Here is a 24,158-nt window from a genome sequence, read left to right as displayed (position 1 = left end):
CAACCGCCGCCTGATCCCATGATCGACGCGCCACGGGACGCCGGCGTCGGCGAGCCGCAGGTCCGTGAACCCGACCCCACCGACCTGGCCGCCCTCTACGACGCGTGCAGCCCGGCCGTGTTCCGCCTGGCCCGCCGTCTCTGCCGCTCCAGCCAGGAGGCGGAGGATCTCACCCACGACGTGTTCCTGCGCTACTGGAAGCAGGGGCGCTACGAACCCAGCCGCGGCCCGGTGCTGGCCTATCTGCTGCTGATGACCCGCTCGATGGCCCTGAACCGGCTGGAGCAGAAGGGCAACCGCTGGCAGATCCTGCAGCGCTGGTCGCACATGTTCCGCGGCGGCGGCCAGGCGGGCCCGGAGGGCTTCGCCGAGGTGGATGAGCTGACCCGGCGGGTGCGCGACGCCTTCGCGGCGATCCACCCGAACCAGCGGCAGGTGCTCGAGCTCGCCTACTACGAGGGCCTGAGCCAGTCGGCGATCGCTGAACGGCTGCAGCTGCCCGTGGGCACCGTGAAGAGCCGGGCGCGCAAGGGGCTGATGGCCCTGCGCAGCCTCCTGATCGACTTCAGCTTCGAGCCATGACCGCTGCCGCCACCTCCCTCTCCACTGCCGCCCTCTCCCCTGCCCTCACCGCAGACCGATCCCCTGTCCCCGCCCGCCCATGACGCCCGATTCCACCGACCCCTCCCGCACCGATCTCGGCGACGCCCGGCTCGACGCCCTGCTGGCCGGCCATGCCCTCGGCGATCTCGATGAACAGGAGCGGGGCGAACTGCAGGCCGCCCTCGCCGCGGACCCGACCCTGCAGGCCCGGCTCGAGGAGTTCCGCACCACCCTGCAGCTGCTGCCCCTGGCCCTGCCCCGCGGCAAGGCGCCGCCCTCGCGGCTCCGCCACAGGCTCCTGAGCGAGGCCGGATCGGCGCCGGGCCCGGCGGACCGCAGGAACAGGCCCGCGCGCACGCCCTGGCTGCTGGCCGGTGGCCTGGCGCTCGCCCTCGCCCTGCTCGGAGGCGACTGGCTCAGCCTGCGCGAACGGCTGGCCGATGCTGACCCTGCCCCGGGCGGCGGCCCCACCGTGGCGCTCCAGCCCCTGGAGGGCGTGCAGCGGGTGCAGCGCACCATGACCCTGCATCCGGCCGGAGCCGAGCGCCCGCCGCACGGCATGGGGGACACCAGCGGCAGCGTTCAGGTCAATCCCGGCGGCAGCCACAACCTGCTGGTGATCGAGGGGCTGCCGGATCCTCCTCCGCGCCACAGCTACCGGCTCTGGGCCCTGATCGACGGCCAGCACGTGGGCTGCGTGCGCTTCGTGCCCGATGGCAGCGGCCGGGTGCACCTGCCGATTCCCACCAATCCCACCAGCCAGGCCAGCGGAGTGAGCATCAGCATCGAGCCCCTCGGGCCGGTGCACGAGGTGCCCGCCGGCCGCGATGTGCTCACCAGTCTCTGAGGACCGACGCATGCCTGCCTCCACCCCTGCCCGGCTGCTGCCGCGCCTGCTGCTGCTGACCGCCGTGGTGGCCCTGGTGGCCGCCTTCTTCGGGCTGGGCCTGCACCGCCAGCTCAGCCTCACCAACCTGCAGATGGCCCGGGGCGACCTGATCGCCTGGCGGGAGAGCCGGCCTCTGGCGGTGAGCCTGATCTACGGGCTGATCTACGTGGTGGTGACCGGTCTGTCGCTGCCGGGAGCGGCCGTGCTCACCCTGGCCGGCGGTGCCGTGTTCGGCCTGATCTGGGGAACGGTAATCGTGTCGCTGGCCTCCACCCTCGGGGCCACCCTGGCCTTTCTGCTCTCCCGCACGCTGCTGCGTGATCTGGTGCAGCGGCGCTTCGGCAGCACCCTCACCGCCATGGAGGAGGGCATCGAGCGCGATGGCGTTTTCTATCTGCTCAGCCTCAGGCTGGCGCCCGTGGTGCCGTTCTTCGTGATCAACCTGGTGATGGGTCTCACCGCCATGCCGGTGCTGCGCTACGCCCTGGTGAGCCAGGTGGGCATGCTGCCCGGCACCGCCGTGTATGTGAACGCGGGCACCCAGCTGGCCGGGCTGACCAGCCTGAGCGGCATCCTCTCGCCGGCGGTGGTGGGTTCCCTGCTGCTGCTGGCCCTCTTCCCCTGGCTGGCGCGCCTGGCGGTGCAGCGCTGGAAGCGCTGGCAGCTGTACCGGCCCTGGCGGCGGCCCGGCTCCTTCGACCGCAATCTGATCGTGATCGGTGCCGGCTCCGCCGGCCTGGTCACCGCCTACATCGCCGCCACCGTGAAGGCGCGGGTGACCCTGATCGAGCGCGAGCGGATGGGAGGCGACTGCCTCAACACCGGCTGCGTGCCCAGCAAGGCCCTGATCCGCACGGCCCGGCTGGCGGCCCGCATCCGCGACGGCCGGCGCTACGGACTCACCGACCGCGATCCCCAGGTGAACCTGCAGCAGGTGCTGGAGCGGGTGCACGACAAGGTGGCGGCCGTGGCCCCGCACGACAGCGTCGAGCGCTACCGGGGGCTGGGGGTGGATGTGCAGCTGGGTGAGGCCCGGCTGATCGATCCCTGGACCGTGGCGATCCGCGCGGCGGATGGCAGCGAAACGCAGCTCACGGCCCGCTCGATCGTGCTGGCCACCGGCGCCAGCCCGATCATCCCTGCGATTCCCGGCATCGACGACGTGCCGCTGCTCACCAGCGAGACCATCTGGGACAGCCTGCGCCGGCGGCGGGAGCCCCTGACCAGCCTGCTGGTGCTCGGCGGCGGGCCCATCGGCTGCGAACTGGCCCAGGCCCTGGCCCAGCTGGGGGTGCGGGTGACGCTGGTGCAGCGCAACAGTCAGCTGCTGCCGCGGGAGGACCCTGAAGTCGCCGACCTGGTGCGCCGCAGCCTCGAACGCGACGGGGTGAGCGTTCACACCGGGGCGGTGGTGGAGCAGCTGGAGCCGCTGGCCGCTGGCCGGCTGCGGGCCACGCTGCGGCTCTCAGCCGAGCAGGGCGCGGCGCAGCCGCTGAGCCTGGAGGCCGATCAGCTCCTCTGCGCCATCGGCCGCAGGGCCCGCCTGGAGGGATTCGGGCTGGAGGAGCTCGGCATTCCCAGCGGCCACACGGTGGAGACCGACGCCTACCTCACCACCCTCTACCCCAACATCTTCGCGGCCGGCGATGTGGCCGGCCCCTGGCAGTTCACCCACACCGCGGCCCACCAGGCCTGGTACGCCGCGGTGAACGCCCTGTTCGATCCCCTGCGCTTCAAGGTGGATGGCCGGGTGATTCCCCACGCCACCTTCACCGATCCGGAGGTGGCGGGTGTGGGCCTCAACGAAACCGAGGCCGCCCGTCAGGGCGTGCCGGTGGAGGTCACGCGCTACGAGCTCAATGAGCTCGACCGGGCCATCGTCGACAGCGAGACGAGCGGGATGGTGAAGGTGCTGACCGAGCCGGGCAAGGACCGCATCCTCGGGGTGTCGATCGTGGGCGATCACGCCGGCGAGGTGCTGGCCGAATTCGTGCTGGCCATGCGCTGGGGCCTGGGCCTGGGCCGCATCCTCGGCACGATTCACCCCTATCCCACCTGGGTGGAGGCCAACAAATACGTGGCCGGGGCCTGGAAGAAGGCCCACGCCCCCGAGCGGCTGCTGGGCTGGGTGGAGCGGTTCCACCGCTGGCGGCGGGGCGGCGGCCAGGCCTGACGGCACGCCCCCCTGAGGTCGGGTCCTGTTTCCGGGCATCCGGAACCCGGGGCCACCGGTACTCCCAACATCCCAAGCCTTGCCGCCTCGTTCAATGGCCCATCCCTCCGACAGCGACCAACCCCGCTCCAGCCGCCGGCAGCCGCTGCGGCTCACCGGCTTCGGCCTCGGCCTGGCCGTGATCGGCCTCGGCGTGGCCGGCCTGGGCGCCGCCGCCGCTCTGCGGCCCCAGCTCCAACCGGCCCCGGCGGCCCCGGTTGCATCGGCACACGTCGCCGCGGCCGTCGAGCAGGGCCGTTTCCGGGCCGCCGAGGCGCCGGTGCAGGGCGGCTTCCGCATCGAGCGCCGCGGCGGGCGGCAGCTGCTGCACCTCAGCGCCGATTTCCGCACCAACGAGCGGGCGCCCGATCTGAAGATCACCTTCGGTCGCTCCGCCACACCGATCGCAGGCAGCCCCGCCCCCGCCTTCCCCCTCCGGCAGGGGAGCTACACGGTGGTGGCACCACTGCAGGCCAGCGCCGGCAGCCAGACTTATGAGCTGCCCGCCGATCTCGACCTGAGCCGCTACGGCTCGCTGATCATCTGGTGCGAACAGTTCAACGCCACCATGGCCTGGGCTCCCCTGCAGGGCTGAGCAGCCGCCCGGCTCCGGGCCACACTGACCGCACAGCGCACTCCTTCCTCCCTCCTCTCCGCTCGATGGAAACCAAGGACTGGCTCTGGATCCTGCATCCGGCCCTGGCCGTGGTGGTGATCTACCCGCTGCTGGGGATCGTGCTGCGGCTGTCGCTGCAGACGCGCGAGCGCCGCACCCGCCGCGCCAGCAAGCTGCCCGCCAGCGTCGGCCGGGAGCACACGGACCTGGGCCACTGGCTGGCCGCGGGGGTGGTGGCGATCATCCTCATCGCCCTGGCGGTGGTGATCGCCACCAAGCAGGCGGATGCGGGCTACGCCGCCGGAGCCGCCCATCTCAGCCTGCTGCTGCTGGTCTGGCTGGGCACCGCCACCGCCCTGGTGGCCCTCTGGCGGGCGCGCCGGCCGCTCTACCGCGCCAGCTTCGCCCTGCTCTGCTGGCTGGGGCTGATCGGCCTCGGGCTGCAGCCGGAGGTGTGGCGGCTGAGCGACAACCCCCTGGATCCGGCCTTCTGGCAATCGCACTTCTGGGGCGGCACTGGCCTGGCGGGCCTGATGCTCTTCTCGATCGCCTCAAGGCCGGAGATCGTGCGTCAGCTCACCTGGCGCCGGCTCCACATCGCCGCCAACAGCCTCGCCGCCCTGATCTTCCTGGCGCAGGGCATCAGCGGCGCCCGGGATCTGCTGGAGATCCCCCTGAGCTGGCAGGCGGGTCTGCTGGGGGCGTGCAACTGGGCCGAGCGCACCTGCCCGGACCCGGCGTCGGTGCCGCCCCCCGCTCCATGAGCGGCATGAGGCGACCGGCGCGCCCGCTGCAGATCCGCTCGGTGCGCCTGCGCAAGCGCGGCGGCGTGTATCAGGCCGAGGATCTGCAGCGCTCCCGCCGCTACTGGCGTGAGCCCTACCGCTTCATGCTGGCCGTGCCCTGGCCGGGCTTTCTGCTGAGCATCGCCGCCAGCTACCTGGTGCTCAACCTGATCTTCGCCGGCCTGGTCTCCCTCGACCTCCAGGCCATCGGCGGCATTCCGGAGGGGCGACGGGCCACGGCGCTCGATGCCTTCTTCTTCAGCGTCCAGACGCTGGGCTCCATCGGCTACGGCGTGCTGCACCCCACCGGCCTCTGGCTGAACCTGGTGGTGACGGTGGAGGCCCTGTTCGGCCTGCTGTTCATCGCCATCACCACCGGACTGGCCTTCGCCCGCTTCTCCCGCAGCCGCGTGCGCCTGCGCTTCAGCCGCGTGGCGACGATCGAACCCTGGCAGGGGATCCCCACCCTCACCTTCCGTGTGGCCAACGTGCGCCAGAACAGCCTGGTGGATGGGCGCATCCGGGTGTCGCTGGCCCTGGACGAGCCGGACCCGGACGGCGAGCCCGGTTCGATGATGCGACGGGTGCTCAATCTGCCGCTGGTGCGGGACCAGTCGATCACCTTCCAGCTGATGTGGACGGTGATGCACCGGATCGACGCCGACAGCCCCCTGCATGGGCTGAGCCTCGAGCAGCTCACCAGCCGCCATGCCGAGATCCTGGTGGCCTTCCAGGGCATCGACGAGATCCTGCTCAGCCCGGTGCACTTCCGCTGCAGCTACGGCCCCGCCGACCTGCGGCCCCAGGCGCGCTTCCAGGATGTGGTGCGCTCCGACGGGCCCGACAGCCTCTGCCTGGATTTCAGCCGTTTCGACGCCACCGAACCGGTGGACCCACAACAAACGACACAACGCTGACGTGGTATGTCGCAGATGGGGTAGATAGGCTGGGCACTGGTCTCTGAGCTCTCCTTTCCGTGCAGCCGAAGGCCGATCTGATCCCCGCCGGCACGGGACCGCCGGCCGCCACCGCCGGGCCGGTGCTGGCCGAGCTGCTGCGGAACCTCGACCTGCTGGTGCTGCAGCTCGATGCCGCCGGCACGGTGGTCTGGCTGTCGGAACCCGCCGATGCGGACCTGGCCCGTCTGGGCAGCGGCTGGCTCGGGGCGCCCCTCGGGCGCAGCTGGGCGGCATCGGCCCGCAGAAGCCTGCGGCAGGGTCTGGCCAACGCCGCCGTGGGGGTTCAATCCGAACTGCTGCTGCGGCGGGAGGAACTGACCGACAACAGCACCGCCGGCAGCGACGATCGCCAGCTGCTCTCCCTCTCGCTGGCGCCGCTGCCGGAGGGGGGCAGCGTGGGCTGGATCCGGGGTGTGGATCGCCTCAAGGCCAGCATCCGGCAGGCCGACCGGCTCGCCTACCGCTACCGCATGCTCGCCGAGCTGGGCTCGGATGTGATCTGGCAGGCCGATGCCGCGGGCCGGCTCCGCTGGATCTCCCCCTCCATCCGCCGCCTGAGCGGCCACCATCCGGCCGACCTGGTGGGCTGCGCCCTGCCGGATCTGGTCTGCCCGGAGGACCGGCACCGGCTGGATCGGGCCTGGAGCGACCTGGAACGGCGGGAGCGTCTCAGCCTGGAGCTCCGCCTGGCGCGCCAGGCGGGGGGAGAGCCCGTCTGGGTGGCCCTCAGCCTGCGCCGCGTTCCGGACGGCCCGCAGCTCCCCGACGGCGAGGACGGCATGGTGGTGGGCAGCCTGCAGGACATCGGCCCCGAGGTGGAGGCCCGCCAGCGGGAGCGCGCCATCGTCGACGAGCTGATCGCCTCCGAGGAGCTGTTCCGCCTGGCCATGGAGCACGCCCCGGTGGGCATGGCGCTGCTGGGCGCGGATGGCCGGGTGACGGCGGCCAACCAGGCCTGCTGCCGGCTGTTCGCCCGCACGGAGGAGGAGCTGAGCGGCCGCCACTGGCTGGAGCTCAGCGATGACGACGACGGCGATGGGGAGCGCCTGCTGCTGGATGCGGTGCGGCATGAGGATCTCGAGCACTACCGGCTGCGCCGGCGGCTGCGCTGCGCCGACGGCCGGGCGGTGTGGGGCGATGTGTCGGTGTCGGCCCTGCGGGAGGAGAACGGCGCGATCCGCTGCCTGATCGCCCAGATCGTCGACATCACGGCCACGCTCGAGGCGCAGGAGAAGCTGGCCGCCGAGGAGGCCCACTTCCGCCTGTTGGCGGAGAACAGCTCCGATGTGGTGGTGCATCTGGGCCAGGATCAGGTGATCCGCTGGGTGTCGCCCTCCCTGGAGCCCTGCCTGGGCTGGGCTCCAGGCCAGTGGATCGGCCAGCCGATCGAGACCTTCCTCAGCGGGCCGGTGCCGTCGCTCCGGTCCAACGGCACCGGCAAGGGCCACCAGCTGGAACGGCTGCGGGTGCGCGGAGGCGATGGCAGCAGCCACTGGATGGAGAGCACGCTGCGGCCGTATCGCAACGGTGGCGGGGCTGATGAGGGGCTCATCGCCTCACTCCGCCTGGTGGATGACAAGGTGCGGGCGGAGCAGGAGCTGGAGCACCGGGCCCGCTTCGATGCCCTCACCGGCCTGCTCAACCGCAGCGAGATGCTGGAGCGGATGGGGCGGCAGCTGCATCAGCGGCGCCGCGGCAGCCGGGTGGCTGTGCTGTTCTGCGATGTGGACCACTTCAAGTCCATCAACGACCGCCATGGCCATGCGGTGGGGGATGTGGTGCTGCAGGTCACCGCGCAGCGGATCCGGGAGGCGATCCGCACCAACGACTGGGCCGCCCGGATGGGAGGCGATGAGCTGGTGGTGGTGCTCAACGGCCTGCGCGATCTCGCCGATGGGACGGCCATCGCCCGCAAGATCCGGCACGGCGCGATGCAGCCGATCGCCTGCCCCGGCGCCGGCTCCGAGGCCTCCGTCTCGGTGACCCTCAGCATCGGCCTGGCCCTGGCCAGCCCCGGCGACAGCTCGGACGATGTGCTGGCCCGGGCCGACCGGTTGCTGTACGAGGCCAAGCGGCAGGGACGCGACAGGATCGTGGCCGCCGAGCCGCAGGAGAGCCCCCTGGACGGGAAGCTCAGCCCCAGCGCAGAAAGCGGTTCGCCCAGTCGACCAGGTCGTTCTCACTGACCCCCTGCACGCTGGCCTGACCCACGCTCAGGTCATAGAGGGGGGTGTCGCCCGGTCCGAGATACCCCTTCAAGGTGGCGTGGGGAGCGGCCTGGGCCAGGTTGTTCATCACGTGGTCCGCCACGTCCAGGGCACTGGCGAAGAACATGACCCCATCTCGACGCCATCACGATACCGAGCTGGACCAGAGCGTCCGCCCGCCCGGCCCTGTCAATGGGGTGGCATGCCGACCCCGGCGGGTGGTTATCCGTAGCGCGCGAAACAGTAGCAACCGCTACCGCACTCTTAAATTGAGGGCACGTTGAGGCAGAGGAGTTCCTCGGTCCGCAGGTCGATTCCGGTCAGGCAACGGGGGCCGGAGCACGCATGGAGCCCTTCCATGAACGTCCTGTCACTCATCAAGAATCAGATGGATCGTCAGCATCGTCTGAGCGAAGCACAGAAAATCCAGCTCAAGGCCTACCGCGGCGTCACCTACACCGACGCCCCCAAGGAGTCGCACCTGGCGACCGAACTCACCTACCGGGGTCAGGCCTACCACATGGATCGCTGAAGCCAAACAGGCGCCCCTGCTGGCGGCCCGGTCCCCACCCCAATGATTCAGAACCCGTGCCCTGCTGACAGGGGCACGGGTCTTTTTTTGGCCACTGTCGCTTTGGCCACGGTGTGTCAGCCGCTGATGAAAGGGCGTTCTGGCGGGACCGAGCCGGCAGTTCCATGATCGGGTCGGTTCTCGACGGCCATGGCCCGCCGCTCGCTCCGACGCAGCCTGACCCGGTGGCTGGCGGCACTCGGCGCGGCTCTGCTGCTGCTGGCGGGGGTCGCCCCTGCAGCCACCCCGCCCCTGCAGGTGTTCGTGCGGGAGGGCTGCCCCCACTGCGCCGCGGCGAAGGCCTTCCTGCCGGAACTGCAGCAGCAGCACCCCGAGCTGCAGATTGTGGTGCGGGACCTCAGCCACGACGCCACCGCCGCTGAGGAGCTCGAGGCCCTCAGCCGTGAAGCGGGCATTGCCGCCCCCGGCGTGCCCAGCTTCGTGCTCGGCGGCGAGCTGCTCGTGGGCTACGACAACCCCGAGGGCCGCGGCCGCCAGCTGCTGGCGCTGGTGGAACGGGCGGGCACTCCCGCCCCGCCGCGGCCGCCGCCGGGCCTGGCCGGCCTCAGCGCCCAGCAGCTCGGGCTGCCCCTGTTCACGCTGCTGGTGGGGCTGGTGGATGGCTTCAACCCCTGTGCGATGTGGGTGCTGCTGTTTCTGCTCTCCCTGCTGGTGCACCTGCGGGACCGGCGCCGCATGGCCCTGATCGCCGGCACCTTCGTGCTGGTGAGCGGCGCGGTGTACTTCCTCTTCCTCGCGGCCTGGCTGAACGTGTTCTGGCTGCTGGGCATGTCCACACCGCTGCGGCTGCTGCTGGCGGCTCTTGCCCTTGGGATCGGTGCGATCAACCTGCGCGACGGGCTGCGCCGCAGCGGGGGCTTCACGCTCTCGATCCCCGGGTCCGCCAAACCCGGGCTTTACCAGCGCATGCGGGGAGTGCTTCAGGCCCCCTCCCTCGGGCCGGCCCTGCTGGGGGTGGCCGCCCTCGCCGTGGTGGTGAACACGGTGGAGCTGCTCTGCACCGCCGGCCTGCCGGCCCTCTACACCGCCGTGCTGGCTCAGCAGCAGCTGCCGGCGGCCGGCCACGCCGCCTATCTGGGGCTCTACATCGCCGCCTACATCGCCGACGACGCCCTGATGGTGGGCCTGGCGGTGCTGGCCATCTCCAGCCACCGCCTCGGCGAACGAGGCGGGCGGCAGCTGAAGCTGCTCAGCGGCGGCGTGATGGCCCTGCTCGGAACCGTGCTGCTGCTGCGCCCGGGCTGGCTGCTTTGAGCCCGACACCGGCATGATGAGCGCCATGAACGCGTTCCGGCTGCTCGCCATCCCCGTCCTGCTCACCCTGCTGGCGGGATTTCTGGGGCTGATGCGACAGCGCAATCTCCTGCTCAAGGCCCTGGCGATGGATGTGATGGGCACGGGAGTGATCTCCCTGTTCGTGCTGGTGGGAGCCCGTCACGGCCTGCGCAGCCCGATCCTGAACAACGCCTCGGGCCTGCTGTCCGAGGGACCGGCCGGCACGGCCTACTGGGCCGATCCGCTGCCCCAGGCCGTGATCCTCACCGCCATCGTGATCGGCTTCTCGATCCAGGCCCTGCTGATGGTGGTGATCGCCCGCCTGGCGGAACGGGATCCGAGCCTCGATCTCGAGGCCCTGGAGCGGATCGAGCCCTAGATGAACCGGAGCGATGCTCTCCTGGTGGCCTGGCTGGTGCTGCCCTTCGCAGCCGCCTTCCTGGCCGGATTGCTGCCGAGCCTGGGCCGGTTGCTTGGCCTGGCCGGCGCCGCCGCCACCGCGGCAGTCGGCGTGGCCTGCGGGCTGGGCGCCTTCCCCATGCCCCTGCAGCTGCTGGGAACGAGCGGCATCCAGCTCGAGGCCGACCCCCATGCCGCTCCCTTTCTGCTGCTGAATGCCACGGTGAGCGCCACCGTGCTGCTGCACCGGCCACCCCAGAGCGGTCGCCGCGGCCCCTTCGCCCTGCTGCTGCTGGTCCTGCTGGGCAGCCTCAACACCGCAGCGGTGGCGGTGGATCTGATGAGTCTCTACGTCACCCTCGAGATCAGTGGCATCGCCGCTTTTCTGCTGGTGCTGATCCAGCCGGATGGGCGCCGGCTCTGGGTGGCCCTCCGCTATCTGCTGGTCAGCAACGTGGCCATGACCCTGTTTCTGGTGGGGGTCGCCCTGGCCAAGCTCCAGCACGACAGCTTCCTGCTCGCCGTGGTCACCGGCGAAGGCCAGGCCGTGACCCTGGCCCTGCTGGTGGTGGGTCTGGCCACCAAGGCGGGCCTGGCCCCGGCCGGTCTCTGGCTGCCCCAGACCCATGCGGAGGCCCCGACCGAGGTGTCGGCCCTGCTCTCGGGAATGGTGGTGGCCGGAGGCCTGGCGCCCCTGCTGCGCCTGCTCGAGGTGGCACCCCAGCTGCAGGAGCCCGTGCGGTGGCTGGGCCTGTTCTCGGCCCTGCTCGGCATCCTGGCGGCGCTGCGGGAAGCCGATGCCAAACGCCTGCTGGCCTGGAGCACCGTCTCCCAGCTGGGCCTCACCGTGCTGGCTCCGGCGGTGGGCGGCTTCATGGCGCTGGCCCACGGGCTGGCGAAGACCGTCCTGTTTCTGGTGGTCGGCCAGGCCCCCAGCCGCCAGCTCTCCCGCTGGCCGGTGCAGCGCCTGGCCGCACCGCTGGCCTGGCCGCTGCTGATCGCGGCAGCCTCGATCGCCGGCCTGCCCGGTCTGATCGGCGGGCAGGGCAAGAGCCTGCTCGAAGCCGCCTCGCCCCCTGGGTTGGCACCAGCGTCTCCCTCCTGGGCATCGGCAGCACCGCCCTGCTGCTGCGGCTCTGGCCCTGGGGTTCGGCCGTGGAGTCCCCGGATTGCTCTACTCGCCGGCAGCTGCCTCTGCTGCTGCCCCTGGCCGGCGTGCTGCTGCCGACGCTGCTGTTACTGGGCGCTCACACCGGGGTGCTGACCCCCTTCGCCGTGCCCCTCGATGCTGGCAAGGCCGCCAATGGGATGCTCGTGCTCGGGGCCGGCACCCTGCTGCATCTGAGCCTGAGGAAACAGCAGCCCCAGCCCGCCGGCGGCAGCATCGCCCTCGAGGGCTTCGAGGAGCTGCTGGGAATGATGGCCCTCACAGGAGCGGGCCTGGTGCTGGTGCTGAGCCGATGAACAGCGCCATCACCCTCAGCATCGGCCTGGCGATCCGGCTGTTGTTCTGGTGCCTGCTCACGGCCGACGTGGGTCCGGCGAATCTGGCGATCGGCCTGGCCCTGGCGGCCCTGCTGCCCAGAAGCCGCCGGCCGGCGCCATCGCCCCGGGCCCTGGTTCATGCCTTCTGGGACAGCCTGGTGGCCATCCCCCAGGCCTATGCGGAAGCCTTCGCCCTGATGGCGTTCCCGCACCATCGCGCCAGCCACGAGGTGCAGCCCCTCAGCGGTGAGCACCACCCCCTGATCGTGTTCCTCGAGGTGTTCCGGGTCACCCTCACCCCGTTCACCATCGCCCTGGGGGTCACCTCCAGCCCGGAGGCCCTGCGCATCCACCGGCTGATGCCGCGCCGGCTCTCGTCCCCCTCGCAGAGGCCAGACCGATGACGGCCCTGCTGATCGCCATGGTGCTGGCACTGATGATCCCGATGAGTGTCGCCCTGCGCCCCGCCGACATCTGGGAGCGCCTGACGGCCTTCGCCAGCGCCTCCACCAAGGTGGCGGTGATCATGCTGGTGGTCTCCGTCATCCGGGACGACTGGATGGTGGGACTGGTGGGCGTGCTGGTGCTGAGCGTGGGCAACGCCAGCCTGCTGCTGCTGGCCCACCTGCTGCGGGGGCTGCGGCGATGAACGTGCTCAGCCTGCTGCTGATCGGGGCCGGAGTGGTGTTCTGGGTCTGGGGAAGCTGGCCGCTGCTGCAGCGCGGCCATCTGCTGGCCAAACTGCACGCCCTCTCGGTGTCCGACACCCTGGGCTCGGCCCTGATCCTGGTGGGCCTGCTGCTGCTGCGCAACCGGGAGTGGCCGCTGCTGCTGCTCGCCCTCTCCGCCCTGACGGTGTGGAACACGATCTTCGGGTACGTTCTCGCTCATACCAGCAGCAGCAGGCACTCTGACGACTAGAGGTTGCTCTATCGTTTGCTCTATGGGGTCAGGGGCAGGCAGATGGGAAGGCGCTACGTGGGGCCCAGAAGGCTCAGGTCAGGCAGTGACGTGTGGTACGCCCAGTGGATGAGGCCAGGGGACAGGAGACGCTTCACGGTCTCTCTGCGAACGACGGACCACACAACAGCCCTGAAGCGGTGGCCTGCCGCGATGGAGGCTCTTGAGCAGCAGAACCCTCTGGATTCAAGTCTCGTAACAAAGCAGAGGTACCACCAGCCGATCACGTGGTCCGAACCTGTGGTCACGGAGGACGGGGAGGTCGCCGAACGAGAGGTCAGGGGGTACACAGAGGAGTTGACCAAACCATCCGCACTGCGGCCGCCCGAACTGACCTGGGAGGAAGCTGTGGAGATTCACCGCGAGAGGCACCGGCATCGGACGGGAGCAGATCTCTCTGAGGCCTGGGGCGAGAAGGTCGCCAAGGCGATTCAGTACATGAGGGAACTGGTGCCTATACGAGCGGAACCAGAACTGGAACCAGAGCCGGCCTCCTGGGGAGGACCAAACAGACCAGCTCGGCTTGAGCCACAGCATGTTAGGGCATACATCAAGGGGTTACGAGACAAGAAGAAGCTCTCAGCCAACAGCATCGAGACAAGCTGCGCACTGCTATCAGGTGTTCTGACGAGCCTGAAGAAAACAGGTGAATGCCCAGACATAGAGAATCCATTCTCGCAAGTCGACTACACAACGAGGGACAAGGGACACCTGTACTCGCCAACCAAGGAGGACTACAGGAGGATTGGCTTCGCCCTGAAGGAGATGGACCCGAGATATGCGACAACAATACGGTGGCTAGCCTTCACAGGAATGAGACTCAACGAGCTTCTGACGAGGCAGCCCGAGGATTACGATGAGGAGAATCACGCCATTCGCATCGGGCCTCGGGATGGGTGGAAGCCAAAGACATCAACAAGCAATCGTGTCATCCCAACCCCCGAAGACTTTGTTTGCCTGGGAAACAAGGGGAGAGCGAGAGGGGGATGGGCATCAGGCTTCAGCATTGCGAAACAGCTCAAACAGGTAAACCCCAGACTCAGTGCACACTCCCTACGGCACGGATGGAAGACAGCGGCGAGAGAGGCTGGTGCAGACGAGATCATGAGTGAACTGTACTTGGGTCACAGAGCAGGCAGCGAGATGAGCAGGACATACGGGGAGGTGACAGCAACAGCGCTAAGGAGAGAAGCCATGAAGGTTTGGGCAGTGATGGAAGAATGGATGAGATAAGGCCGCAAGGACGAAGAGTGGAGTGGGATAGGCATCCAAAACAAAGACCCGGTAATCGAAGCGACGAGAGGGTGAGGCCGTTGTGTCGAGGGAGCTAGCAGTCAGGAAAGACCATCAGAAGCGGAAGTGATCAGGAGAGGTACCAAATCTGTTCAGTGAAAGGCGTTGCTCCTTTGAAGCCACCCGGCACAGGGAGCTCCTCAAGCAGTTCGGTGTCAAAGGAAGAGGCATAGAGCGAAGTGACCTCGTCCGCACCAACAGAGAAGGGAGGCCCCTCCATCAAGACTTGGCTGTAATCGAAGGTGATGAGGAGCTGGGGCGAACTGTTCGAGAGTTCTAATAAATGCTCTGAATACCTAGATCTCATGTGATGAGGCAGCGCAACAAGGGCAGCGCGGTCATAGACAGCTTGGACCGGTCCCAGCACGTCTGCAGTTAAATCAAAGAAGTCACCTACATAGACAACAAGCCTTGAGGCGCTGTAGATACGGAAGGAATTGACCTGGGTAATCGCTGGTATCAGCCCAAGATCATCGAAAAGCTGGTCGATGGCGAGGGAACTCAGCTCTGATCCAACTACAGTCATCCCTTGTGAGAGGAGCCAAGACAGATCGTGGGACTTACCGCAGAGTGGAATAAAGACAGTCTGCCCCTTCTTAAGCGGAAGCTTGTGGAACCACTTACGAAGGAGAAAGTGGCCTTCCGGCTGATGGAAGGCAATCTGGTTGGTGTCCCATCGATGCAACCAGTAGTTAGTGTCCAGAGGTCAGGGCTCCGAAGAAGAGGCTAGATGATGCGTGTCAGCAGCTTGTTCAGCGGCTAATCAGGTATAGGCAGCTAAGGGATGAGGTGGGCCCCATCTACTCTGCACCAGTAGGCGGGTGGCTCTCTACTGTGGGAACTTTGGAGTTGAAGACCCGGGAAGTGACGTTAGCACCCACTGGATCTCTGTCAGAGCGGTTTAGTCTAATCTGTTCGCTGCATCAGAAATCGGCAAGATCAGCCGTCTCCACTCATCTGTGCTCTCAGAAGAGGCAGGTCGTTCTCCAGGAGGTCATCCAGCATGCCTTGAACCAAATGGAGATCATTCCGCAGATCCTTGGCCAGGTCCCTCATGGAGTCCTCCGACTCATCGTCGAGGTCATGATCGTCGAAGTGCTCAGCCCTCGTTCGAGCTACGGATCTGGCCTGGTCGAGCCGGTGGATGATGGCCAGGAGAAGGTCTTCTGTCTGGTGAGCGGCAGTCATGGGCAAGGAGTCGCCAGTATTCACGATGTAGCAGTGGGGACTGTCTGACCAGACCGCATCTGCAACTCAGCTTTACCGCCCAGCGCTTGCTCACCCCTGACGAGCAGCTACGACGGGTGAACCCACGTCCGCTTCGGAGGCCCACTCGTGCCCGATTGGCTCAAAGATCTGCTCCCCTCTGTGATTGCCGGTGGTTTGGCAGGCGGGTTGGGTGTTTACGTGTTGGGCCGGGCGCGCCATCTGCAGAACAGGCGTGACCAATGAATCAGAAGCAGATTGCGCTCTCGATGCCTTGAGGTGTGCCATCTGGATTGTTGGGTCGACATCGACCTACAGTTAACTCATACCCAGTTGACTGTTAACCACCTCTTGAGCACAGACAGAGTCGTTAGGCGCACGTTCTCTGAGGAGTAGGTCGACAAGGCTTGATTGGTGTGGCTTGATGGGTTGTACTCAGCCACAATCCGATCCCAACCATGGCTCCCGTCATCCTGCTTCGCGACGGCAGCAAGCGTGAATGCAGTGCCGTTCCAGATGACCTGGATCTGAAGGAGTACCAAGATCAGCGTGGCCAAAGCGTCAGGGCACTTCTGGATCCAGCCAGTCAGAAGCACCTGCTCCGCGCACAGCCCAGGTTGGTTGTGTTGCCAGGTAGGAGAGGTTTAGCTGAACGAGTGAAGGGAGCTGAATCCGGGCAAGCTGAGTGGAAGACTGTCGCTGCCGAAGATCATGCGGCATAGGCTAGGGGCCTGAGCCATGGTGTAGGGAACTCACAAGAGCGGCACCTCTGGCTGGCAAGCAAACCGGCATTAGACTACCGTCCAAAGAGGAACTCATCCCTGTTCTGGCATTTACGTATGCAGCACTTCGGAGGGCTGCACTGCTGAGCAACATGGTGATGCAAAACATCTAGCTGATCGCAAGACTCAGCGCAGACCGCACAATGTACTCGGATTCCAGCAAATAATCAGCTTAGGCCAGAACCCAGAGTTACCAACTCAGACTCAGGAGATTCATTGCTTCCTGACTACATCATAGTAGCCTGGCTGATGTCTTGTGCCTGCACCGAGATTGTCTGCAAACACAGGAAGAGTAGAGCAGAAAGAAATCTCACAATCGGTTCTCCGGAAGGGCGGGAAACTCAGAATCGGCAGGTCATCGTAATCTCTCTAACGTCAGCCTAGAGGCGCTCCCGAGTCGCAACCGAAGCTTTGGCCGGCTTCTGTTGGTCTGGGCACTTCACCGGAGAAGGCGACGCACAGAGACGCCACCGACAAGCTTCCTGCAAGAACTCCTATCACAATTGGGATGAGGCCAGAAGCACCCAGCAGTCCTCCCCCAAACTCGGCGCTGCGCCGTGCGGCCTGAAGGCAGTGGATGCCGTAGACCACCAGCAGGGCTTCCAGCGGGGCAAGTAGACAATGTGTCACGCGTAGTGTAGTGCGAACGGTCGTGTTCGGGCGCATGAGGCGCACCCCCAGGACCACTAGCCAGATGAGCGCGGGAACGACGACCGGAATGGTGAAGAAGCCGAGAAAGGTAGAGACGGGCAGGAGAGCGATCGCCACCAGCAGATGCGACGTGCCAAGGACACTCAGGAGAACGCGTGTGCTCCGTTTCACTCTTTCAGTCTCCTTGCGCAGAACGCTGCCCCTGAGTAGCAGGCCATCAACCATGAGCGGAGTAGAAATCTCATGGTGGACTGTCCACTCGAGGGACTTGTTAGGATTGCAGGAGCCAAGCGTCAAGTATAGATTAGCGAATCAGTTATAGAATTATAATGCACTTTGCCAAGCTGCTGGCAGCATTTAAAATGCTCTGCAAGAATATTTGGCCTCTTTAGTCAGTTGATACAACTGCTCTACAGAGGCTAGCTGCTTAAGCTCCTCGCAGATTAGCAACTTGCGTGCCACTGAACTGGCCAAGGAAATCATTTTCTTTCGGTCAGAGTTGCTTATGTGTGTGTTCCCTGAGTGAACGATAGAAGAGCGAAGGCTATAGAGCCTTTTAGCCTCTTTCTCCAAATGAAGACGTTCATGCACATTTGATCCAAGCAATAGGGCGGAACCCTCGGATATCTGACTTAAGATCGATGGATTGATAATGCTTTTCTCATTATGCGTAAAAATAATTTCGAGAGAGATGGCCGCCTTCAGGAATGAGCTTTGTGGGGCTGCTTCAGATATTGCCTGCCCAATCCACTCGATTGCTAGACGCAGCCTCTGCTGGAACTTGTTTGGGCTTAGCAGACTTGTGAGACACCATGCATATTGATTGCCATTGTTTTGATTTGTTAACCAAGGATCGCATATTGGAAGATCTTCAAAAGCTCCGTGGTTCGATGCTGAAGTACCCGCAGCTCCGTCTGTGCTATATACATACGCCCTTGCCCTTCTAAGACCTTGATAGTTAAGAACACCGACTTCAAATCGCGATGAGATTCCTAGCATAAAACGGAGAAAGTTCTCAAAGACTTCAAACTGCCTATCTGCATGTGCTACTGCTTTTGCTTGCTCCCTAGCATGAGCTCTCCACTCGATAAGATATGAGGGTTCATGGCCAAGCCAGAGATCGTCATCATCTGCGTCTAGAAATCTTCTCCTTGACTGAATTAGTTCAGGATGACTGGTTGGCGAATGCACCGTAAATCCGCCCAGCTTTACTGGTGCATTCAGGTTGTCAACTTTAATGCCAAATATCTCTCTGGATACTGAAAACTCTTTAAGTGGCGCCGAGAGGAGAGATGCAATGAACTGTTTGACATCATTCGCCGAGGCATGACTGTCCTGTAGAATAATAGGCCTGAAGCAATCAATAAGCCTCGATTCAAATGTTTTGGGAGTATACGATTTTTCGACTTCCTTGTTTTCGCTATAGGCCGCTAGCAAGGCAGCGTAGTACTTATCAAGGTTTTCTCCAGAGAATGAGATTGAGCTTGGCCCCATTCCAAAGAACTTGCTTCTTCCAGACTGCTCATCAGGTCTGATACCAACCTCTGCAAGGACAATGATCTCGTTGACCTTGGAAAGGATTTCCATCTTGTACCCATCATCCTAACTACTAGCTGAGCCGCACAGCCGTTCGTGACGAACGGCGTTCGGCTAGCAGGCGGTGTCGGCTCGAGCTTGTTGTTGCTTAGCCGTGCGAGCATCCTAGGCAACTAGAACAACCGTATAAACACGGACGAAGCAACAATTATTAGGCTGATCCGCTATGCAGACAAGAGATGCTGATGCTGACCGCGAATGAGAAGTAGCCTCGGCTTGACACAAGGCCATGACGCTGATTCGAAGGCAACACTCATCGTTCATCGACCGCAACCATCATCTTATTAGAGCTCGCCAATCGCACTGTTCGTTGCGCTACAGAAGGTCTGTCGGGCTCGAGACACCCAGAGGACCAGAATTGAGAAGATGTGTTGAGAGCATGGTGGTCATCACATCAGTGTGACCCAGCTGCTCCTGGATGGTGCGGATGTCCAGTCCCCGCTCAAGGAGGTGGGCAGCAAGGGAGTGATGCAGGCTGCTGCTGGTTGCTCGCTAGCTCAACCAGAAACCAATACGGCAGGATCGTGGGCGATTGGGGCTTGGTCACAGCTCTGGAGGAGGTCGTCCTTAGGATTGGTAATAACGAGCTCAGTTATCAGCGGTAGTTTTAATGAATGTTGCAAACGTAGCGGACTCACACGTCATCAGCCGCTGTACAACCTGCTGAGACAGACACCTAAAGAGGTAGGCGGGCCGTTGTCTGAAATCACACTATGGCACTCGGTCGCTTGTCCGTTGACGAGACAACGGCCCTGTCCAGAAAGCTGATCACGAGAACTTCAATTCGATGTCAACTGACAGCGGAAACTGGGCCGGCAGGAGGCGACACGTAGGCTGTCCACACCTACCGCGAGGCAGCCAGGCAGACAGAGGGGCTGGGCCATCTCGCTGGCGGCAGAATCAGACGTGCGAGCTCTGATCTCGTGACGGTGATGCTGCACCGACCAGGACCACATACCAGCCACCAATTCCGAATGGGATCTAGAACTACACCGTCAGCATTAGCAGCGCCGTTGCTGCTCTAGAGGGCTCACAGCACTCGGTGAGGCACCCTCTCGTGTCACCCTTTGACAAATCCGAGTATCCACTAGGAGTGTGCACTGCGAACAGATTTTTGCGTGCAACAGTGAGATTGTAATACTACGAGCAATGTGTACGGCCTAGAGCAATGAACAAGATGATCCTCTCATTGGATGGAGGAGGAATTAGAGGAGCTGCATCAGCGCAGTTCCTCTCACGTGTTGAGGACAGACTTAAGAGGGAATACGGAAAGTCTATTAGAGACTATGTTGACTTCTACGCAGGAACAAGCACTGGAAGCATAATCGCCCTCGCGCTAGCCACTACGAAGCTAACGGTGAATGAGATTTGCAACCTGTACAATCACGAGAATGCAAGAGCAATCTTCACCGACAATCGAGGCTTCTTGGAAATTGACGGGATTAATGCGCCGAAATATGAGTCAAAGAACAAGACAAGGGTGCTGAAGAATGCGATGAGAGAGGCCAGATTGAGAGATGTAGCTTCAGGCAAGCATGTCTTGGTTGTCACCTACGCTATCGAGAAACGCCAGCCGATGGTCATCAAATCAACCGATACGGCTTATAGGGAACTGCTGTCTTATCGCATTGCAGACGCTTCAAGCGCTGCACCGACTTACTTCCCTACCAGAAGGCTTTCTATAGGGAATGAAAGGAAAGAAGTCTGGCTTGTTGACGGTGGCGTGGTCGCCAACAATCCGACTATGTGCGCTATAGCAGAAGCAAAGCGTGAGTGGGACACCTCAATTGACGAAATGCGAATCTTGTCGGTTGGGACAGGTTACCGCTCACGAAAGATAAATGGACCCGAATCTCGGAACTGGGGTGCCATTGGTTGGTTTGTAAGGGGCCAGATATTGGATCTTTTGACCGACGAACGTATCGTTGCGTATCAGGCAATAACTCTGGCCCGTAAGGGGACTTACATCAGAGTCGATTCTGATATGGAGAAGAAGAGTTGGATGCAAGAGCCTCCAGATGACGCAATGGATGACATCAGTCGGTCAAATATTCTGAAGCTAAAAAGGATGGGCGACTACTGGTTTGAGCAATACGGTGATAGCACCGTTGCTCTCCTGACTAGCCGCTATTCTGGGCCATCTCTAGACAGCATTGAAAGATCCACTGGCATGCCAAAGCGGCATGGTTAGAGCATAACTCTAGGACTTAGGACGATCTGGGTTAACATAGTGAATCTGAGATTTTCTCTGGAAACGCTGTCATATAAGCATTGATTCAGGCTAGGCAACTAATCCTGGCGCTTAGACTCCCTGACTCCCTATTCACTTCTCGCTCCACAGCACTTGATGTATCCTTATTCCCGTCAGCTATTGGGTGTAGGTATTGAGACAACTTACATGTAAATGACCAGCGCTCTACAGATCCCAGACTATTCAATTCTAACGTCAACAGGCTTGTTGGTAGTCAGGGGCGGTGTTGTAGCAGTTTCGCCCACGTGGATGTAGAGCGAGTTGCAATTTACTTGATCCAAGCCAGAATAGGGTGCTCGTCAATAGAACACGTCAATGGTAACTCACCTGCGTCCTCATACTCCGACTTGGCTGTATCGGCTGGATTTCCAGCAGACCTTCACCCCCAGACTTATTAAGGCACGGTACGGCCAAGTGTAGTCTAGGCGAAACTTAGTCCAAATCCACAACTGTCGATTCTTGCCAGAATGGTTACTCCGAAGACACTTGTTATAGGGTCATCGTTGGCTTTGCTCACATCTATCACACTTTGCGGATTTGGTGCACTCTCTATTGGCGGAGGAATGAAGCAGAATCAGATTGGTGGACTACGTCAATCGATGGGAGACCGGCTATTGAGGTCTCAGTCATCACTGAGCTCGTCTGCTCCACCGCTTAAAGTCAGAATGCAGGTAATCTTCGCAAGGGAGAGGGATATATGTCGTCCAAACGGATACGTACCAGGAATGCGTTGCAAACCATTGAATTACAGTGATTTTCAGTGGCTGTCTAAGCAGCGAGGTGTAGTACAAGCAACACCGACTGTAACGCTAGGACCCAGTCCTGAGTATACCGCTATAGATTCTTGTCTGCCGTTGGGAGAAGAGCTGTTTAGCCGATTGAAAGACTATCAAGATAGCACCGTAGAAACCAATAGGTGGAGCCATCTCGAGAATCGCAGGGCAGTTGCTGTATGGGTTGAGGTTATCAATCCCCCCAAAGGAAATCTCACAGCCAAGATAGACTTTACAGGGGAGAAATACAAGGGAAATAGCAACAAGACAACAATCCAGCAGAGCGACTCTCCGTTTGGATACATTGACCACTTCGGGGCGGACTTGTTTTATCCCGGCAATGCCACTCGCTGGAGGCTCACCATATCAGACTCAAGAGATAGGGTGACAGAGTGGCTTTTCTCAACCGATCGACACTGTGGTGCTACGCCAGCACAGGCTTAGGTACTATCTGACTGCTGGTATGAAGTTCGGACGCTATGTGATTCAGCCCAAAGACACCAGTCGCAATCATCTTGTCGATAGACTTGTTGACAAGACTGTCATCGGTGTCATTGCTGCTGCTCTGCTGGCGATTACCCAATGCGTGGCTGAAACTGTTCAGAAGCGACAACTTGAGATAGACACGATTCGAAGAGACGATATTAATACGATTCTTCGAAAGCGCGATAAGCTCGAAAAAGAGATGGCAACGTTGCTTCAGATCTCATATAAGGGAGTGGATACACAGAACCCTGTAAGCGAGTCTGACAAAAAGACATTGGAACGCATTTCCAGGAATCTTGAGATTGCCTCCTCAGAGATAACCCAGCTTAGCCCATGCGTTGCATCAGAAGTAGATGCTTTCATGCAAGACGTGCGGGTTACGAAAGCGGATCTAAGTTCTGGCCTCTCAATGCATAAAGACGAAACCCAGCAATCCTTGTATACGAGTTACTACGATCTCCGCAGGGCACTTACTGCTGTAGCTGCTGAAGCCCTTGGAGGTAGCCAGGACTATCTGCACAAGCAGTGTAGTCAGAACGAACCAACACCTCGGGCTCGATATAGGTCGTTGAAAAGAAAAAGAGAGACTCCCGCAAATGAATAAGTGAGTAACCCGTAACCTGGAGTCGAAGGAAGAGTTTGGCGAGAAGGGGGGCGGAAGCTGATACAGGAGGTGGCCGTTAACAAAGCAAGTCGATCAATATCAATCAGTGGATGTTAGCTATAGGGGCTCCGATTGATATTAGCATAGATCAAAGCGTTAGTAGCAAACCAGGTAACGACACCGTCTGTGGTTTCGCGAGTCGTTCTGGTGTTATTGAACTTGTCGTAAGGACTTAATGCGGTATCGCCAAGGTTCTGGAGGACTGGGATTGATCACTAGACTCTCAGAGTCGATTTCTGACCACCTGAGAAATTACTCTGCCCAGAATGGCATTCACCTCAGCAGCGCTCCGGGAAGGAGCTGCTTCGCTGAACGACATGGTGAGAGATAAGGACTAATCTATGCCCAGTCAGGCTATCAACCATGGTAGAGAACATCAGTCGTAGAGAGGCTAGCTCTGGAAATCTAAGCTATGGGGATCAGGTTGTTCATCACGAGTGTAGAAGTTCACGAATTGTTTTCGTGCCATTCTTTATTCAGCACTCCGACCATCAGGAGATGACAGTAAAGATACAGACATACAGAAAGGGCAAGCCCCCCGTCGAATGGATTCTAAGAGAAGAGAAGTCGGTGTCGCTGCAAGAAGCCGCGGCACGGAGACTGCTTCCAGCACTAACAAGTCACTTACAGATAGCCAACCGAGAAGACGGAAACTACATTGTAGTTCGGGTTGACGAAGGAGTGGCGGATCTTGGAGAATACGATCCCGAGTATTTGGCAGGGGCCCTTGCAACGGTACTTGGGAGCAAGGATGTCGTATCTCATATTGGGACCTGTGACCAATCAGACGAACTTGTCTCGGCTTTGAAAGGCGCAATAAGGCTTAGAGAAATGCAATCTGCCGTCATGGCCCTTAGAGGTTACCTTGAGCAGGAAGAGAATAGTGAAGCGACATACCAACGGTGGATTGAACAACATCCTTGGGCACTTGGCAATGCTTATGTTGTATCTCCAGAGGATGTTAGGGCGATCAGTCCGCATGATCAGCTTGATATGATGCTATCAAACGTGATCGCAGGGTACAGGGATATTGCTGAACTGAAGCGGCTAGACATGGCTGTCTTAATTCGTGATGAGAGCCATAGAAGCTACTACTTCTCCTCCGAAGTCTCAAAGGCCATAGGGCAGTGCCATCGGTATATGGATGTCCTTCACTCTGTAGCCGAACAAGGAATGCGGGATCACCCTGAGATCGTTGCATACCACCCACGAGCAACAATCGTCATTTGCAGGTCAGTCAGTTGGAGCACAGAGGAGCACAAGGCTTTGCACGGACTTAACTCGAGACTATCTGGGATCAGGATAATGACTTATGATCACCTGTTAGCACAAGGGGAGCGCCTCCTTTCGGTTGTTTCGCACAGTGAAGCAGCTAGCGAACAGCCAGAGCAGGAGGATAGTGAGGCTTGGGAGAGCGGAGTACCAGAAGATAGCTGATAGACTGCGAATACACAGCGCAGATACTCAATGGTAT

The 24,158-nt window shown here is 62.1% G+C and carries 25 protein-coding genes; 20 read left to right on the top strand and 5 right to left on the bottom strand.

Annotated features, from left to right (window positions below):
* The first annotated feature begins 18 nt into the window (after positions 1-18).
* The 7 genes from EVJ50_RS02030 (at position 19) to EVJ50_RS02000 (ending at position 8,250) form a co-directional block, all read left to right on the top strand.
* Positions 19-582 carry a sigma-70 family RNA polymerase sigma factor gene (locus tag EVJ50_RS02030; RefSeq protein ID WP_150882136.1) on the top strand — a complete coding sequence of 188 codons (564 nt, stop codon included), beginning with the start codon at positions 19-21 and terminating at the stop codon, positions 580-582.
* Positions 583-661: 79 nt separating this feature from the next.
* Positions 662-1,450: an anti-sigma factor domain-containing protein gene (locus tag EVJ50_RS02025; RefSeq protein WP_150882135.1), complete on the top strand. Its 789-nt coding sequence runs from the start codon at positions 662-664 to the stop codon at positions 1,448-1,450.
* Between the two features lie 10 nt (positions 1,451-1,460).
* Positions 1,461-3,665, top strand: coding sequence for an FAD-dependent oxidoreductase (locus EVJ50_RS02020; protein ID WP_191964831.1), 2,205 nt, complete (start codon positions 1,461-1,463; stop codon positions 3,663-3,665).
* A gap of 94 nt (positions 3,666-3,759) precedes the next feature.
* A complete protein-coding gene (locus EVJ50_RS02015) occupies positions 3,760-4,299 on the top strand; it encodes a DM13 domain-containing protein (RefSeq protein WP_150882134.1) in 540 nt (179 codons plus the stop codon).
* 65 nt (positions 4,300-4,364) lie between these two features.
* A complete protein-coding gene (locus EVJ50_RS02010; protein ID WP_150882133.1) occupies positions 4,365-5,084 on the top strand; it encodes a DUF4079 domain-containing protein in 720 nt (239 codons plus the stop codon).
* Positions 5,085-5,089: 5 nt separating this feature from the next.
* Complete coding sequence (locus EVJ50_RS02005) at positions 5,090-6,022, top strand: ion channel (RefSeq protein ID WP_225323029.1); 933 nt, start codon at positions 5,090-5,092, stop codon at positions 6,020-6,022.
* Between the two features lie 59 nt (positions 6,023-6,081).
* Positions 6,082-8,250 (top strand): bifunctional diguanylate cyclase/phosphodiesterase, encoded by a 2,169-nt coding sequence (locus EVJ50_RS02000; RefSeq protein ID WP_150882131.1) that lies wholly within the window; start codon positions 6,082-6,084, stop codon positions 8,248-8,250.
* Here EVJ50_RS02000 and EVJ50_RS01995 read toward each other — a convergent pair.
* A complete protein-coding gene (locus tag EVJ50_RS01995) occupies positions 8,198-8,398 on the bottom strand; it encodes a hypothetical protein (RefSeq protein ID WP_150882130.1) in 201 nt (66 codons plus the stop codon). The genes EVJ50_RS02000 and EVJ50_RS01995 overlap by 53 nt on opposite strands.
* 231 nt (positions 8,399-8,629) lie before the next feature.
* On the opposite strand from EVJ50_RS01995, the gene EVJ50_RS01990 reads away from it, so the two are divergent.
* The 9 genes from EVJ50_RS01990 (at position 8,630) to EVJ50_RS01950 (ending at position 14,215) form a co-directional block, all read left to right on the top strand.
* Positions 8,630-8,803, top strand: coding sequence for a DUF4278 domain-containing protein (locus EVJ50_RS01990; protein WP_150882129.1), 174 nt, complete (start codon positions 8,630-8,632; stop codon positions 8,801-8,803).
* A 189-nt stretch (positions 8,804-8,992) separates the two neighbouring features.
* Complete coding sequence (locus tag EVJ50_RS01985; protein WP_150882128.1) at positions 8,993-10,117, top strand: glutaredoxin domain-containing protein; 1,125 nt, start codon at positions 8,993-8,995, stop codon at positions 10,115-10,117.
* A gap of 25 nt (positions 10,118-10,142) precedes the next feature.
* Positions 10,143-10,517, top strand: a complete 375-nt coding sequence (locus EVJ50_RS01980) for a cation:proton antiporter subunit C (protein WP_191964830.1) — start codon at positions 10,143-10,145, stop codon at positions 10,515-10,517.
* Positions 10,518-11,801, top strand: coding sequence for a proton-conducting transporter membrane subunit (locus EVJ50_RS01975; RefSeq protein WP_150882126.1), 1,284 nt, complete (start codon positions 10,518-10,520; stop codon positions 11,799-11,801). It abuts the gene before it with no gap.
* On the top strand, positions 11,795-12,001 hold the full coding sequence (locus EVJ50_RS01970) for a hypothetical protein (protein WP_150882125.1): 207 nt from the start codon (positions 11,795-11,797) through the stop codon (positions 11,999-12,001). The genes EVJ50_RS01975 and EVJ50_RS01970 overlap by 7 nt, the downstream gene beginning before the upstream one ends.
* Positions 11,998-12,426 carry a Na+/H+ antiporter subunit E gene (locus EVJ50_RS01965; RefSeq protein ID WP_150882124.1) on the top strand — a complete coding sequence of 143 codons (429 nt, stop codon included), beginning with the start codon at positions 11,998-12,000 and terminating at the stop codon, positions 12,424-12,426. Before EVJ50_RS01970 ends, EVJ50_RS01965 begins: the two co-directional genes overlap by 4 nt.
* Complete coding sequence (locus EVJ50_RS01960) at positions 12,423-12,671, top strand: hypothetical protein (protein WP_150882123.1); 249 nt, start codon at positions 12,423-12,425, stop codon at positions 12,669-12,671. Before EVJ50_RS01965 ends, EVJ50_RS01960 begins: the two co-directional genes overlap by 4 nt.
* Positions 12,668-12,943, top strand: a complete 276-nt coding sequence (locus EVJ50_RS01955; protein WP_150882122.1) for a monovalent cation/H(+) antiporter subunit G — start codon at positions 12,668-12,670, stop codon at positions 12,941-12,943. The genes EVJ50_RS01960 and EVJ50_RS01955 overlap by 4 nt, the downstream gene beginning before the upstream one ends.
* A 192-nt stretch (positions 12,944-13,135) precedes the next feature.
* On the top strand, positions 13,136-14,215 hold the full coding sequence (locus EVJ50_RS01950; RefSeq protein ID WP_150882121.1) for a hypothetical protein: 1,080 nt from the start codon (positions 13,136-13,138) through the stop codon (positions 14,213-14,215).
* A gap of 130 nt (positions 14,216-14,345) precedes the next feature.
* On the opposite strand, the gene tmpT is transcribed toward EVJ50_RS01950, so the two are convergent.
* Positions 14,346-14,960: a thiopurine S-methyltransferase gene (gene tmpT, locus EVJ50_RS01945; RefSeq protein WP_225323028.1), complete on the bottom strand. Its 615-nt coding sequence runs from the start codon at positions 14,958-14,960 to the stop codon at positions 14,346-14,348.
* A gap of 332 nt (positions 14,961-15,292) precedes the next feature.
* Here tmpT and EVJ50_RS01940 point away from each other — a divergent pair, with 332 nt between their 5' ends.
* Positions 15,293-15,511, top strand: a complete 219-nt coding sequence (locus EVJ50_RS01940) for a hypothetical protein (RefSeq protein WP_150882119.1) — start codon at positions 15,293-15,295, stop codon at positions 15,509-15,511.
* 1,127 nt (positions 15,512-16,638) lie between these two features.
* On the opposite strand, the gene EVJ50_RS01935 is transcribed toward EVJ50_RS01940, so the two are convergent.
* From EVJ50_RS01935 to EVJ50_RS01925, 3 genes are all read right to left on the bottom strand, one after another.
* Complete coding sequence (locus EVJ50_RS01935; protein WP_191964829.1) at positions 16,639-17,031, bottom strand: hypothetical protein; 393 nt, start codon at positions 17,029-17,031, stop codon at positions 16,639-16,641.
* Positions 17,032-17,271: 240 nt separating this feature from the next.
* Entirely contained in the window at positions 17,272-18,501 is a 1,230-nt protein-coding gene (locus EVJ50_RS01930; RefSeq protein ID WP_150882117.1) for a HEPN domain-containing protein, read from the bottom strand.
* Positions 18,502-18,825: 324 nt separating this feature from the next.
* Entirely contained in the window at positions 18,826-18,939 is a 114-nt protein-coding gene (locus EVJ50_RS01925) for a hypothetical protein (protein ID WP_370455627.1), read from the bottom strand.
* Positions 18,940-19,678: 739 nt separating this feature from the next.
* On the opposite strand from EVJ50_RS01925, the gene EVJ50_RS01920 reads away from it, so the two are divergent.
* The 3 genes from EVJ50_RS01920 to EVJ50_RS01910 all read left to right on the top strand — a co-directional run bounded on the left by EVJ50_RS01920 (position 19,679) and on the right by EVJ50_RS01910 (position 24,121).
* Positions 19,679-20,701: a patatin-like phospholipase family protein gene (locus EVJ50_RS01920; protein WP_150882116.1), complete on the top strand. Its 1,023-nt coding sequence runs from the start codon at positions 19,679-19,681 to the stop codon at positions 20,699-20,701.
* A gap of 1,296 nt (positions 20,702-21,997) precedes the next feature.
* Positions 21,998-22,624: a hypothetical protein gene (locus tag EVJ50_RS01915; RefSeq protein ID WP_150882115.1), complete on the top strand. Its 627-nt coding sequence runs from the start codon at positions 21,998-22,000 to the stop codon at positions 22,622-22,624.
* A 423-nt stretch (positions 22,625-23,047) separates the two neighbouring features.
* Positions 23,048-24,121, top strand: coding sequence for a Shedu anti-phage system protein SduA domain-containing protein (locus EVJ50_RS01910; RefSeq protein WP_150882114.1), 1,074 nt, complete (start codon positions 23,048-23,050; stop codon positions 24,119-24,121).
* The last annotated feature ends 37 nt before the right edge of the window (positions 24,122-24,158 follow it).

The sequence above is a fragment of the Synechococcus sp. RSCCF101 genome (assembly GCF_008807075.1).
In the GTDB taxonomy this organism is placed as follows: Bacteria; Cyanobacteriota; Cyanobacteriia; order PCC-6307; family Cyanobiaceae; genus RSCCF101.
Note: the sequence above shows the minus strand (reverse complement) of the source record. Positions and strands in the feature narration are given on the sequence as shown.